A 12,612-nucleotide genomic window follows, 5' to 3' on the forward strand; every position below is an offset into this window, starting at 1 on the left:
GGCCTCATTCACTGCACCGCTATCGTCCGATCCTCGTCAGTCCTGATCACCGTCGAGCAGGATACGCAGCCGCTCGGCATCGTCTGACTGGGCAGGGTTGTAGACGATCATCCCGAGTTCGGGTCGACCTTCGACGGCGAACGAGGAGAACTCCATCGCGAGCAGCCCCGCGTCGGGATGATGGATACGCTTCACCCCCTCGCCGTGCGCGACGACGTCGTTGTCCTGCCATCGCGCCGCGAAGTCCGGGCTGATGCGCGACAGTTCGGCGACGAGTTCCGTGGCGGCCGCGCTGGTGTTGGCGCCCGCTCGCGTCACGTCAGCGCGAAACGCACCGACGACGAAGCGGGCGATGCCGTCCCAGTCCTCGTTGCGCGCGCGGACGCGGTCGCTGCCGAACATCAGACGGAGGATGTTGCGGCCTTCGCGCGGCAGCTTGGCATAGTCGGTCAGCAGCAGCGCTGCCGCCCGGTTCCAGCCGACGACGTCCCACAGCGCGGTCTTGATGATCGCCGGGCTCAGCACCATCCCGTCGAGCACGCGCTGCAACCGCGGGGAGATGCCGTCGACCGGTTGATAGCGTGCCTCGGGCGGACGGCCGAGACCCAGGATATAGATATGCTCGCGCTCCGGCTCGGTCAGCATCAGGCCCTTGGCGATGCGGTCGAGCACGTCGGCGGACGGGGCGCCGCCGCGACCTTGCTCCAGCCATGTGTACCAGGTCGGGCTGATGTTGGCGCGGCTGGCCACCTCTTCGCGGCGCAACCCCGGGGTACGCCGCCGGCCACCACCAAATCCCAACGCCGCCGGGTCGAGACGCGCGCGGCGGTCGCGCAAATAGGCGCCGAGTGGGTTGCCCGCTTCGCTGGCCATGCGCGATCCTGTTGTTGGCTATACCATGATAACGTCACTACTTTAACAGCTTCCGACAGCGCGCGATATGCCTCTCCGGCAAGAAGGAGATGTAATATGCGTGTGTTTCTAACCGGCGCGACCGGGTTTATCGGCTCGCACGTCATTCCACAGCTGCTCGATCGCGGCCACCGGGTGATCGGCCTCACCCGCTCGGACGTCGGCGCCCGGCTACTCGAGGCGGCCGGCGTCGACGTGCATCGCGGGGACCTCGAACACCCCGAGACGCTGGCCAGCGGCGCGGCGGCGGCCGACGCGGTGATCCACTGCGCGTTCGATCATAATTTCGAGACGTTCTTCGAAAATACCAGGAAGGACGAACGCAACATCGCGGCGATCGGCGCGGCGCTGGAGGGAACGCACAAACCGCTGCTGATCACGTCGGGAGTCGGCATCGGCACGCCGCTGAACGGTGGTCCGGCGACCGAGGACGTGCTGAACCCGCGCCACGCCAATCCGCGCATCGCGACCGAACTCGCGGGCGCGGCGCTGACCGCCCGGCGCATCGACGTGCGCACCATCCGGTTGCCGCAGGTGCACGACACCACCAAGGCCGGGCTCATCACGCCGCTGATCGCCGAGGCGCGCCGCGCCGGCGCGCTGGCATATCTTGGCGACGGGGCGACGCGCTGGTCCGCGGCGCACGTCAGCGACGTCGCGAAACTGTACGTGCTGGCCTTGGAAAAGGGCGAGCCGGGCGCGCGCTACCATGCGTCGGTCGAGGAGGGCGTCACGGCACGCGCGATCGCCGAGGCGCTGCGAGAAGGTACCGGCCTGCCGGTTCGCTCGATTCAGCCCGACGAAGTCGAGCGCTATTTCGGCTGGATGGCGCCCTTCGCAGCGCTGGACATGACCGCCTCGAACGCCTGGACGGTCGCGCGGCTGGGGTGGGAACCGACCGGCCCCGATCTCCTCACCGATCTTGCCGCGATGGACCATTCGGCGTCCAGCATCGGCTGACGACCGCGACAGCTCGCCGGCAGACGACTGAAAGGCGTCACCGGCTAAACGCGAATTGTACTCCACGCTTGCGTCCCGTCCGGCAAAGGCTCACCTCGCCGGGAAGCAATACCCGTAGCGGAGAGCCCGAATGACCGAGATCGCCGAGTACACGCCCCCCAAGATCTGGACCTGGAACAAGGAGAGCGGGGGTCGGTTCGCCAGCATCAACCGTCCGATCGCCGGCGCCACGCACGACAAGGACCTGCCGGTGGGAAAGCACCCGCTCCAGCTCTATTCGCTGGCGACGCCCAACGGCGTGAAGGTGACGGTGATGCTCGAGGAACTGCTCGCTGCCGGATACACCGGTGCCGAGTACGACGCGTGGCTGATCAAGATAATGGACGGCGACCAGTTCGGCAGCGGCTTCGTCGAGGCCAATCCGAATTCGAAAATCCCCGCGCTCGTCGATCATAGTGGCCCTGAACCGATCCGGGTGTTCGAGTCCGGTTCGATCCTGGTTTATCTTGCCGAGAAATTCGGGGCCTTTCTGCCGACCGATGCGGCCAAGCGCGCCGAAGTGCTGTCGTGGCTGTTCTGGCAGATGGGGGCGGGGCCGATGCTCGGTGGCGGGTTCGGGCATTTCTATGCCTATGCGCCGGTGAAGATCGAATATGCGATCGATCGTTTTGCGATGGAGGTGAAGCGCCAGCTCGACGTCCTCGATCGCCGCCTCGGCGAAAGCGAATATCTCGGCGGCGCGGACTATTCGATCGCCGACATGGCCGTCTGGCCCTGGTACGGCGCGCTCGTGAAGGGGCTGGTGTACGACGCGGCCGAGTTCCTTCAGGTCGACGACTACAAGAACGTCGCGCGCTGGACCGACCTGATCGCCGCGCGGCCGGCGGTGCAACGTGGCCGGATGGTCAACCGGGTGATGGGCGATCCTGCCAGCCAGCTCCCCGAACGCCACGACGCCGGCGACTTCGACACGCGGACGCAGGACAAGCTCGATGCGGCAGCCACCGGCGGCACGACGGAGTGAGGTGATACCAGAAGACGGGTGTTCGTTGCAGCGGGTCAATCTCCGCGCGGCGACGCCATGCAGCGCGGTCGAAGCGGCTGGCGCGACACTATCGAGCGCCCTCTTTCGCTGGTGCGGGTGCATCGGGGAAGATGGGCGCGAGCCCGCCACGCTCCCGTGGGTCGCGCCACGCGCGCAATTGCCGCGCGTCGGGCGTTCGATGCTCGCGGGCAAGTCCGGCAGCGGCGATGAATTCGCCGGCGCGATTACGGCCTTCGACCCGTATTCAACTTCCGCTGAGCATAGGACCGCTCGATCAAAGGGTGGTCGGGGGACGCGCGAGATGATTTAAGTCTGCAAAGGAAAAAAAGGGGAGAGGGCTATGCAGACGAGATATGCCGCAGCCGCGTTCGTCGCGGTTATCGCCGCGCCGGCGATCGCGCAGACCGAACGATCCGCGGACCGATCCGTCGTCTCGCTCGCCCAGGGGTGGGAATTCAAGCGCGGCGGCGAGGTCGATCCTGCACAGGCTGCGCAGGCCGACGGATCCTGGGAGGTGGTCAGCGTGCCGCACACCTGGAACCGGGTCGGTTATTACGTGCCCAATCCCCAGACGCATCTGAACCGCGCCGAGACGGTCGACAAATACCAAGGCGTCGGCTGGTACCGCATGACCTTCACCCCCGCCGCGGCGTTCACCGGCAAGCGCGCCTGGCTCCAGTTCGACGCAGCCAGCCGCACCGCCGAGGTCTGGCTCAACGGGCAGAAGATCGGCGACCACAAAGGCGGCTTCTCGCGGTTCCGGCTCGATGCCACCAAGGCGATGCGGCCCGGGCAGCCGAACACGCTGCTGGTTAAGGTCGACAACACCCAGCCCGCGCCGGGCTCGTCGACGGCGGATGTGCTGCCGCTCGCTGGCGATTTCTTCGTGCATGGCGGGCTGTATCGTCCGGTCAGCATGATCGCGACGAACGCGGTGCATGTCGACATGCTCGATTCCGGCGGCAGCGGGATTTTCGCGACGACCAGGTCGATCGACGCGACTGGCGCGAAGGTCGATGTCCGCGTGCGGATCGCTAACGACGGCACTAGGACGCAAGCGGTCAACGCGGTCGTCAGCCTGATCGATGCGGCCGGCAAGACGGTCGCATCCGAGACGCGCCGCCTCAGCCTGCGCGCGAACGACGTATCCGAGAGCGTGCAGACGCTGTCGGTGACCGCGCCGCATCTGTGGAACGGGGTCGCCGATCCGTATCTGCACCGTCTTGTGGTCGAGGTCGCGTCGCCGTCGGGCGCGGTGCTTGACCGGGTCGATCAGGCGTTCGGCATCCGCGAGATGCGCGCCGATCCGACGCGTGGCTTCCTGCTCAACGGCAAGCCGCTGCGGCTGCACGGAGTCGGCTATCATCAGGATCGCGAGGGCAAGGGCTGGGCGGTCTCGCCCGCCGATATCGAGCAGGATTTCGCGATCATGCGCGAGATGGGCGTGAACACCATCCGGCTCACCCATTATCAGCACGGGCAAGTGATCCACGATCTCGCCGATCGCTACGGCATGGTGCTGTGGGACGAAATCCCGCTGGTGTCGAAATGGACGCAGGGCGAGGCGATGTCCGCCTCGCCCGGGCTGCGCGACGATGCCCGCCAGCAGTTGCGCGAACTGATCCGGCAGAATGGCAATCACGCGTCCGTCTTCAACTGGGGCATCGCCAACGAAGTCGATTTCGGCACGTCGATTCCCGCCTTCATCACCGCCAAGAGCGGCATCGCGCCCGATCCGATGCCGCTGCTGCACGAACTGAACGCGTTTGCCAAAGCGGAGGATCCTTCGCGCGCGACCGCGCTCGCCACCTGTTGCGAGCGGGATCTCGGGCCGAAATCCGACGTGCCGATCACCGCGACGGCGGCCGAGCTTAGTGGCGCGAACCGGTATTATGGCTGGTATTTCGGCAACCCGGGCGATCTCGGTCCACATCTCGACGCATTGCGTGCCAAGCGACCGAACCAGCCGCTGTCGGTCACCGAATATGGCGCGGGGGGCGCGACCACGATCCACACCGACGATCCGCTCGGCGGCAAGGTCGACCAGCGCGGTCGCAACCAGCCCGAGGAGTATGAAAGCTATATCCACGAAACGGCGTGGGCGACGTTGTCGGCCAAGCCGTATCTGTTCGCGACATGGCTGTGGAACTCGTTCGACTTCGCCACCACCGTGCGACGTGAAGGCGATGCGATCGACGTCAACACCAAGGGGCTGGTGACCTACGACCGCGCGATCCGCAAGGACGCCTGGTATTTCTACAAGGCGAACTGGACCACAACGCCGACCGTCCACGTCAACGGCCGCCGCTATGTCGACCGCGCGTATCCGGCCGCCGATGTCCGCGTCTACAGCAACGCACCGCGCACCGACCTGCTCGTCAACGGCCGCGTCGTCGGTACGCTGACGGCTTGTCCCGAAATGATCTGCGCCTGGCCGAACGTGGCGCTGGCGGCGGGCGTCAACCGCGTCGTCGCGCGGGGCGTATTCCCGGCCGGCGCGGTCGAGGACGCGATCGAATGGCGCGTGGCGGCCGACGCCGCCCGCACGATCCGGATCGACAGCGGCGCGCTGGTCGCCCCGGAGATCACCGGCAAGCGTTACGGCTCCGACGCGTTCTTCGACGGCGGCACGTTCGGCGAGATCAACGCCTGGTCGGGCTATGGTCCGCGACCCGAGAGGAAGGTCGTCGCAGGCACCACCGAGGGGATCGTCGCCGAGACCTATCGCGAAGGCCGGTTCGGCTACCGCGTGCCGCTCGCCGATGGCCGCTACACCGTCGACCTGAGCTTCGTCGAACCGTCGTTGGCGGCGGGCGCGCGGCAATTCGACGTGACCGCCAACGGCAAGCGCGCGGTCGCCGGTCTCGATATCGCGGCGGTCGCGGGTGGCGCGCTGAAGAGCGTCACGCGCCGGATCGCCGTGCAGGTGACCGGCGGCATGCTCGACCTGCAGTTCGCGCCGATCCGCGGCGACGCGATCGTCTCGGGTATCGAGATCACGCGCTGACCATGGACGCGTGCAAGCGGGCCTTGGTCGCGGCAACCAGGGGTGACGGTCCGGTTGTCGCGACGCGCGGGCGGGCGAAGGTCGACGATACCGGGGCAAGGTCCGCGACGCCGTTGCCCGGTATCCAGCGCCTTGCGCGCAGCGACGTCATAGGCGTCCCACGAGTGCGCGTTTAGCGGCGCGTCAGGACGGCCGATGGCAGCGGCCGACGTCCCGATCCGGCCAGTTGATAGTCGATCATGACGCCGACATGGTCCGACAGCATGGGATTGCCCCCGTCATGGCCGAACGGCGCGCTCAGGCTCAGCGGGCGGACCGAGACGGTGCTTGCGGGATGGTACATCAACCAGTCCTTGGCACGGCCGGTCGACAGCGCGATGTCGGCGCGCTGCGTCACGCGGCAGGCGGGCGATGTCCGGCACTGGAGCGATCCACCGGTCAGCGTCAGCGATCGACCGAACATGTGCTGTGCGAAATAGGCGCGTCGTTCGACATCCCGACCGACGTTGAAATCGCCCGCGACGAGCATGGTCCCGCCCTGCCGCGCCATCGCGCCGACGAAATCGCTCAACACGTCGATCTGTCGCTTGTACGCGTAGAGTGCGCGCGGCTCCGACACGCCGGTCGCGCCATTCGAGTTCAGGTGCGTGTCGACGACCGTGACCGGTCCCGCGACGCCGGGAACCGCGATCAGCGCCGCCATCGCTCCCTTGTTGGCGAGGCAGTCATAGCCTGCGCAGACCGGATAGCTCACCCGGCGCACGGCGAGGATCGGGTAGTCGGAAAAGATCGCCAGGCCGCTGCCGACGTGTTTGCCGACGCCTTCGCCGTAGCGCATGCTGCCAGCCGCAACGAACTGACGATCGCCGGACGTCTTGGCGGGGGCGGCGTCGTCGGAAGGCGCCCCGAACGCGACGTAGCGGTAACCGGCCGCGGCGCCGATCGCCTTGGCGTCGGGCACGAACGCTTCCTGCAACGCGACGATGCCGGGTTGACGCCCTGCGCTGCGCATCGCGCGCAGCTGCGTGGCGATCGCCGACAGCGAGGCGCCGCGATCCTCGGCGACCGGCCAGGGCAGGCCGTGGACGTTGTAGGTCATCACCGAGACGGTTGTCACCGGGCGAACGGCAGTCGCCGTGGCGGCGACGGGCGATCCGGATCCGACCAAGACCGCTAGGCAGGCGACGGCGTGGGCGGTGTGTCTCGACATCGGGGTGATCCTGTTTTCCGAGGTTTTCAATATGCGGTATCGCCGTCCGCGACGCGCGGAGGCCGTCGAAATTGCGAAGGTCAGCGTTTGATCGGCGCGAACGAGAACAGTCCGCTGCGGTAGTTCATGACCACCGTCGTCGGCGTGATACCGGCGTGCGCGACGACGCGCGCCTGATCCGCATCCGGCTTGGAATGGCCGAGCCTGGGGTTGCTAGCAAAGCCGATGCCGTCGTGGAGCAGGCTGAACCCGTGGCCGCCGCTCCGCGCGTGGACCACGCTGAGCGCATAGGTCCCCGCAGCGGGCACGCGGAGGCACAGTTGCACGGGGCTCGTGGGCGGAACGGCTATCACCGCCCGACGGAACGTCTTGCCCTGCGCCACCAGCACATTGTCGTCGGCGAGGAACTCGCCGTCGACCGCCGGATAGATTTCGGCGCGCAGCTTGCCGACGCGATCTTTCAACCCGTCGACCGTCACGAGGATCGCCGGGCCGGGTTCATGCGGGCGGCACCGCGCCGCTTCGGTGCCGAGCGCAGGGGTCGAGGCCAAGGTTGCCGACGGGGTAGCGGCGAGCAGCGCGACGGTAAGAAGGATCACTGCACGGGCTCCGGGTTGACGAGTTCGACGGCGGTCAGGACGGCCCCGAGCAGCAGGTGCGTGACCAGCCAGAGCGCGGCGATCATGGTAAGCAGTGCGGCCATGTGGAACGCGGTGCCGACGGTGAAGGCGACCAGACCCGCGAACACGATGTCCTTGTTGGGCAGCAGCGGCAGGCGCGACACGAGCAGTCGCAGCGTCGCGAGCACCAGCCACCAGGCAAGCGGGGCGGCCGGCAGCGCGACCGCCCACAACGCCGCCGACAGGATCGTCGTCGCGACGATCCGCAGCAGATGGATCACCGCGATCCGGCTTAGTTCCGGCCGCGGCAGCGTGAACAGCCGCTTGCGCATCACCAGCGCGATCATCGACGGCAAGGCGATGGCCGCGGCCGAAACAGTCATCATCTTGGCATCCGTGCCGAGATGCAGCGCCGCGAGAGACGGCCAGCTGACCAGCGCGAGCGCGAGCGTACAGGCGTTGGCGACGACCGCGGACAGGATCGATGCGTCCTTGATCGTCCCGAACGGGCTGCCGACCAGCGACGCATGCTTGCGCGCCCAGGCGTAGAAATACAGTTCGCCCGAATAGCCCGCGACGATCTCGTTGCTGATCCGCTTGCGCAGCAGCGCGAGGAACCCGCGGGGCGGCAGGTCCCACAGGCGACGGTAGATGATCCATTCGCTGGCCGGCATCGCCAGATAGCCCGCCGCGAACAACAGCCAGAACAGCGGCGATCGCGGGACCATGCCGATCACCGCGCGCACGTCGAGATGCCGCAATTGCCACAGCGCCGCGATGAGGATCGCTGCCGACAGCAACGGCGTGAGCGCGCGGGACGCGAACCCCCGGGTCACGGCGATCGGCTTCAGTTGCACCGTCGGTACGGGCAGCATCGTGCGGTCGGCCCCGCGGTGAAGCGCGTCGCTCATGCGGATATGCTCCGGGTCGACGTCTCGATTGCGGGGCACGGCGATACCGTGGCGGCGGGGGAGCCGAGGTCTGTCATGGCTCTGGGACGCCACCCGATCACGGCATCCGCAGCCGCGGTCGACGACACGCCCGAAAAAACCTTCGAAGATCGCCTCGGGTGAGGCGCCGCAGAAAAATTCGCGGGCGGGCTCCGGGCGGGCTGCGGTCGAGCGGCAACGGTGCCGTCTCCGGGGCATGCAGCCACGCTCTCGGAATAACATGACGGTGACCGCGTCGAAGCCCCTGGCAAGCGATCGGCGCCTCGCCGAACGCCGCCCCGCCGAACGCCGCCTCCCCGAACGCCGCCTCGTGGTGTCGATCCACGACGTCTCGCCGATGTTCGCGGATCCGATCGAACGGCTTGCCGACATGATCGGCGGCATTCTCGACGGTCCGCGCTTTGCCATGCTGGTGGTCCCCGATCATTGGGGCGCAGCGCCGCTCGACCGTGCGCCCGCCTTCGCCCGGCGGTTGCGACGATGGGCGGATGCGGGCGTCGAGATGTTCCTCCACGGCTGGGTCCACCGCGACACGAGCGACCACCGAACCGCTGCCGCAGGGCTGAAGGCGCGCTACATGACCGCGGGCGAGGGCGAGTTCCTGGGGTTGAGCGCGGACGAGGCCGAGCACCGGATGCGGCGTGGTCGCGATATGGTCGAGGACGCGATCGGCGGTCCGGTCGCGGGCTTCGTCGCGCCAGCCTGGCTCTATGGTGCCGGTGCGATGGCGGCGCTGAAGGCCTGCGACTTTGCGTTGGCGGAAGATCATTTCCGGGTCTGGCGGCCAGCGACGGACGCGGTCGTCGCGCGCGGGCCGGTGGTGACCTGGGCGAGCCGGTCGACCGCACGCACCGCGAGCTCGCTGGCGGTCGCCGCTGCTGCGCGGGCGCTGCCGGACTGGCTGCCGACGCTGCGGGTGGCGGTGCATCCCGGCGACGTCACGAAGGAGTCGTTGATGACCAGTATCGATCGCACCATCCGGTCGCTGGCCGCGCGTCGAACGGTCGCGCGCTACGCCGATCTGGTGCCGGCAGAGGGGGTAATGTCGTGAAGATCGTCGATGTCTGCGCCTTCTACACGCCCGGCGGCGGCGGCGTGCGGACCTATGTCGATCGCAAGCTCGTCGCGTTCGCCGCGCGCGGGCACGAGATGGTCGTGGTCGCCCCCGGCGAGCGGGACGGGATGGAACGCCGGGGCGCGAATGCGACGATCCGCTGGGTGCGGTCGCCGCGATTTCCGCTCGACCGGTCCTATCGGTATTTCGCCGACCGGGCGGCGTTGCACCGCGTCCTCGACGAGGAGAATCCCGATCTGGTCGAGGTTTCGTCGCCGTGGCGCAGCGCATCGATCGTCGCCGACTGGCGCAGCGAACGGCGGGCGCGGGCGCGGCTGTCGCTGATCGCGCACGCCGATCCGCTCTCGGCCTATGCCTATCGCTGGTTCGAGGGTGTCGCCTCGACGCAGACGGTCGATCGCGCGTTCGACTGGTATTGGCGGCATCTGCGCCGGCTCGATCGACGCTTCGACATGGTGGTCAGCGCGAGCGCCAGCCTGACCGGACGACTGCGCGACGGCGGACTGCAAAAGGTGCTGACCGATCCGATGGGCGTCGAGCCGGGTCGGTTTTCGCCGACGCTCCGCGATGCGGCGGTGCGGCGCGAGATGCTGGCCCTGTGCGGATTGCCGGAGGACGCGCTGCTGTTGATCGGCGTCGGACGCCACGCCCCCGAGAAGCGCTGGCCGATGGTCGCGCAGGCGGCGACCATCGCCGGGGCGCGCACGCCCGTCGGGCTGGTGATCGTCGGCGGCGGATCGCGGCAGCGCCCCGTGATCGACGCGATCGCCGGCAACCCGCATGTCCGGCTGCTCGAACCGACCAGCGATCGACCCGCTCTGGCGCGGATGATGGCGAGCGCCGACGCGTTGATCCACGGCTGCGAGGCCGAGACCTTCTGTTTCGTCGCCGCCGAGGCGCTGGCGTCGGGCTTGCCGCTGATCGCCCCCGATCGCGGCGGGGCGGCGGATCTGGCGCGGTCCGGCGGCGGGGTCGTGTACCAATCGGGCGACGCACAGGCCGCAGCCGACGCGATCTTGGCGGTCGCCCGCGCCGGACCCGCGGGGCGCGAGCTACGCCCGGTCCGCACGATGGACCATCATTTCGACGACCTGCTCGCGCTGTACGCGCAGGGCACCCCCGCAAGCAAAGAAGGATCATGTCGATGACCGCGCTCGGCCTCGCCTTTGCAGACCAGATTGTTGCCACTACAGCGCTCGTGCCCCTGCCGCTGTCGGTGCCGGGGCCGGCGCCGGTGCCGGTGCGACGCGACGGCTGCGACTTCAGTGGCGACGGGCGGATCGTGGATGGCTGTGCGGCGGACCGGTCGGCACTGGCCTGCCCAATGTTCTATGCCGCCATCCTGGCCTGTGCGGTGCTGGTCGTCGCGGTTGCCATGGTCGGGCTTTTCCGGATGGTATCGATGCGGGCGGCGCGCAGGGCATGACGGTCGGCGACCGCGAGGCGCTCGCGAAGGTCCCGGCAGTCACGCTAATCTTCTGGATCATCAAGGTCCTCGCCACCACGCTGGGCGAAACGGCGGGCGACACGGTGAGTATGTCGATGAACCTCGGCTACCTCGCCGCCACCGCGATCTTCGTCGCGATCCTGGTCCTGCTGGTCTGGCGCCAGATCGCCGCCACGCGATACCGCCCGTTCCTGTACTGGGCGACGATAATCGCCTCGACCACCGCGGGGACGACGCTCGCGGATTTCGCGACCCGCTCGCTCGGGATCGGTTATGCCGGCGGTTCGCTGCTGCTGTTCGCGTGCGTCGCCGCGTCGTTATGGCTGTGGCATCGCATGCTGGGCTCGGTCTCGGTCGCGACCGTCCACGAGCCGCGCGCCGAACTGTTCTACTGGATCACGATCACCTTTTCGCAGACGCTGGGAACCGCGCTGGGGGACTGGACGGCCGACACCGGCGGGCTCGGCTATGGCGGAGCAGCGATCGTGTTCGGGGTAATGCTGGCGGTAATCGCCGCGCTCTATCTCCGGACGACGGCCGACCGCGTACTGCTGTTCTGGAGCGCGTTCATCCTCACGCGACCGCTCGGTGCGGCGGTCGGCGACCTGCTCGACAAACCGATCGATCGCGGCGGCTTCGCGTTCAGCCGGCCCTATGCTTCCGGCGTGCTGGTCGCCGCGATCGTCGTGCTCGTGCTCGTATGGCCATTATACCCGACGGGCCGATCGAACGCGTCGATTTCGCGCGGGACCTGATCGTGACGAGGTACTAGGGTAGGACCGCCGCATCGGATACGCGGCGACCGACCTTGGAGCAGTGACCGTAGCCGACGCCGATCCGACCCCTCCCGCCGGCCTGTCGGCGGTGCTCGCGGCACACCGCGCTCAGCTCGTCCGGTTCTTCACCGGGCGGACGGGAAGCGCTGCGGAAGCCGAAGATGTCGTCCAGGATATCTGGCTGCATATCGCGCAACCCTCGGCCGGCCAGACGGCGGGGCCGATCGCGAACCCACTCGCCTATCTGCACCGGATCGGCATGAACATCGTGCTCGACCGGGTTCGTGCCCGTGGGCGTCGCGAACGGCGTGACGCCGGCTATGTCGAGACGACGACCGCGGTCATGGGTGTCGAGGCGATCGACGATTCCCCCTCCGCGTTCGACGCGGTCGCTGGCCGCGAACGGATCGCGCGACTTGCCGCCATACTGGCCGGTCCGCCCGAAGGGGCGATGCGGGTCTTTCGGCGCCACCGGATCGATGGTGCGTCGCACGCCGAGATCGCCGCGGAGCTCGGTATCAGCCGCAGCGCAGTGGAAAAGCACATCGCAGTCGCTTTGAAGCATCTTCGAAAGGCGCTCGATGATTGATCGCATTTCGGCACTGCGGTT

General features: G+C 68.0%; 12 protein-coding genes. 8 read left to right on the plus strand and 4 right to left on the minus strand.

Translation table 11 applies throughout. The annotated features are described in order from the left end of the window. Window positions 1-36: 36 nt before the first annotated feature. Window positions 37-873 carry a helix-turn-helix transcriptional regulator gene (locus O6Y00_RS10460; protein WP_353442524.1) on the minus strand — a complete coding sequence of 279 codons (837 nt, stop codon included), beginning with the start codon at window positions 871-873 and terminating at the stop codon, window positions 37-39. A 96-nt stretch (window positions 874-969) separates the two neighbouring features. Between O6Y00_RS10460 and O6Y00_RS10465 the strand changes: the two genes are divergently transcribed. The 3 genes from O6Y00_RS10465 to O6Y00_RS10475 all read left to right on the plus strand — a co-directional run bounded on the left by O6Y00_RS10465 (window position 970) and on the right by O6Y00_RS10475 (window position 5,924). Further along, on the plus strand, window positions 970-1,872 hold the full coding sequence (locus O6Y00_RS10465; RefSeq protein WP_353442525.1) for an SDR family oxidoreductase: 903 nt from the start codon (window positions 970-972) through the stop codon (window positions 1,870-1,872). A gap of 130 nt (window positions 1,873-2,002) precedes the next feature. After that, window positions 2,003-2,896, plus strand: coding sequence for a glutathione-dependent disulfide-bond oxidoreductase (gene yghU, locus O6Y00_RS10470; RefSeq protein WP_353442526.1), 894 nt, complete (start codon window positions 2,003-2,005; stop codon window positions 2,894-2,896). Between the two features lie 361 nt (window positions 2,897-3,257). Next, on the plus strand, window positions 3,258-5,924 hold the full coding sequence (locus O6Y00_RS10475) for a glycoside hydrolase family 2 TIM barrel-domain containing protein (protein WP_353442528.1): 2,667 nt from the start codon (window positions 3,258-3,260) through the stop codon (window positions 5,922-5,924). Between the two features lie 172 nt (window positions 5,925-6,096). On the opposite strand, the gene O6Y00_RS10480 is transcribed toward O6Y00_RS10475, so the two are convergent. From O6Y00_RS10480 to O6Y00_RS10490, 3 genes are all read right to left on the minus strand, one after another. After that, complete coding sequence (locus tag O6Y00_RS10480) at window positions 6,097-7,041, minus strand: endonuclease/exonuclease/phosphatase family protein (RefSeq protein WP_353442529.1); 945 nt, start codon at window positions 7,039-7,041, stop codon at window positions 6,097-6,099. Between the two features lie 173 nt (window positions 7,042-7,214). Next, window positions 7,215-7,733 (minus strand): DUF2141 domain-containing protein, encoded by a 519-nt coding sequence (locus O6Y00_RS10485; protein WP_353442530.1) that lies wholly within the window; start codon window positions 7,731-7,733, stop codon window positions 7,215-7,217. Next, the gene (locus O6Y00_RS10490; protein ID WP_353442531.1) at window positions 7,730-8,665 is read right to left on the minus strand and encodes a hypothetical protein; all 936 of its coding nucleotides are present in this window, start codon (window positions 8,663-8,665) and stop codon (window positions 7,730-7,732) included. Before O6Y00_RS10490 ends, O6Y00_RS10485 begins: the two co-directional genes overlap by 4 nt. A gap of 259 nt (window positions 8,666-8,924) precedes the next feature. On the opposite strand from O6Y00_RS10490, the gene O6Y00_RS10495 reads away from it, so the two are divergent. From O6Y00_RS10495 to O6Y00_RS10515, 5 genes are all read left to right on the plus strand, one after another. Beyond that, a complete protein-coding gene (locus O6Y00_RS10495; RefSeq protein WP_353442532.1) occupies window positions 8,925-9,755 on the plus strand; it encodes a polysaccharide deacetylase family protein in 831 nt (276 codons plus the stop codon). Continuing rightward, a complete protein-coding gene (locus tag O6Y00_RS10500; RefSeq protein ID WP_353442533.1) occupies window positions 9,752-10,927 on the plus strand; it encodes a glycosyltransferase in 1,176 nt (391 codons plus the stop codon). The genes O6Y00_RS10495 and O6Y00_RS10500 overlap by 4 nt, the downstream gene beginning before the upstream one ends. Beyond that, window positions 10,924-11,205 (plus strand): hypothetical protein, encoded by a 282-nt coding sequence (locus O6Y00_RS10505; protein WP_353442534.1) that lies wholly within the window; start codon window positions 10,924-10,926, stop codon window positions 11,203-11,205. Before O6Y00_RS10500 ends, O6Y00_RS10505 begins: the two co-directional genes overlap by 4 nt. Continuing rightward, window positions 11,202-11,981: a COG4705 family protein gene (locus tag O6Y00_RS10510; protein WP_353442535.1), complete on the plus strand. Its 780-nt coding sequence runs from the start codon at window positions 11,202-11,204 to the stop codon at window positions 11,979-11,981. Before O6Y00_RS10505 ends, O6Y00_RS10510 begins: the two co-directional genes overlap by 4 nt. Window positions 11,982-12,042: 61 nt before the next feature. Continuing rightward, window positions 12,043-12,591 (plus strand): RNA polymerase sigma factor, encoded by a 549-nt coding sequence (locus O6Y00_RS10515; protein WP_353442536.1) that lies wholly within the window; start codon window positions 12,043-12,045, stop codon window positions 12,589-12,591. The last annotated feature ends 21 nt before the right edge of the window (window positions 12,592-12,612 follow it).

The sequence above is a fragment of the Sphingomonas faeni genome, assembly GCF_040407565.1.
Classification (GTDB): Bacteria; Pseudomonadota; Alphaproteobacteria; order Sphingomonadales; family Sphingomonadaceae; genus Sphingomonas; species Sphingomonas faeni_F.

Excerpts from the sequence above, each read along its gene's own strand:
- O6Y00_RS10460 (WP_353442524.1), bottom strand. The coding sequence starts at position 873 with ATGGCCAGCGAAGCGGGCAACCCACTCGGCGCCTATTTGCGCGACCGC.
- O6Y00_RS10465 (WP_353442525.1), top strand. The coding sequence starts at position 970 with ATGCGTGTGTTTCTAACCGGCGCGACCGGGTTTATCGGCTCGCACGTC.
- yghU (WP_353442526.1), top strand. The coding sequence starts at position 2,003 with ATGACCGAGATCGCCGAGTACACGCCCCCCAAGATCTGGACCTGGAAC.
- O6Y00_RS10475 (WP_353442528.1), top strand. The coding sequence starts at position 3,258 with ATGCAGACGAGATATGCCGCAGCCGCGTTCGTCGCGGTTATCGCCGCG.
- O6Y00_RS10490 (WP_353442531.1), bottom strand. The coding sequence starts at position 8,665 with ATGAGCGACGCGCTTCACCGCGGGGCCGACCGCACGATGCTGCCCGTA.
- O6Y00_RS10495 (WP_353442532.1), top strand. The coding sequence starts at position 8,925 with ATGACGGTGACCGCGTCGAAGCCCCTGGCAAGCGATCGGCGCCTCGCC.
- O6Y00_RS10505 (WP_353442534.1), top strand. The coding sequence starts at position 10,924 with ATGACCGCGCTCGGCCTCGCCTTTGCAGACCAGATTGTTGCCACTACA.
- O6Y00_RS10510 (WP_353442535.1), top strand. The coding sequence starts at position 11,202 with ATGACGGTCGGCGACCGCGAGGCGCTCGCGAAGGTCCCGGCAGTCACG.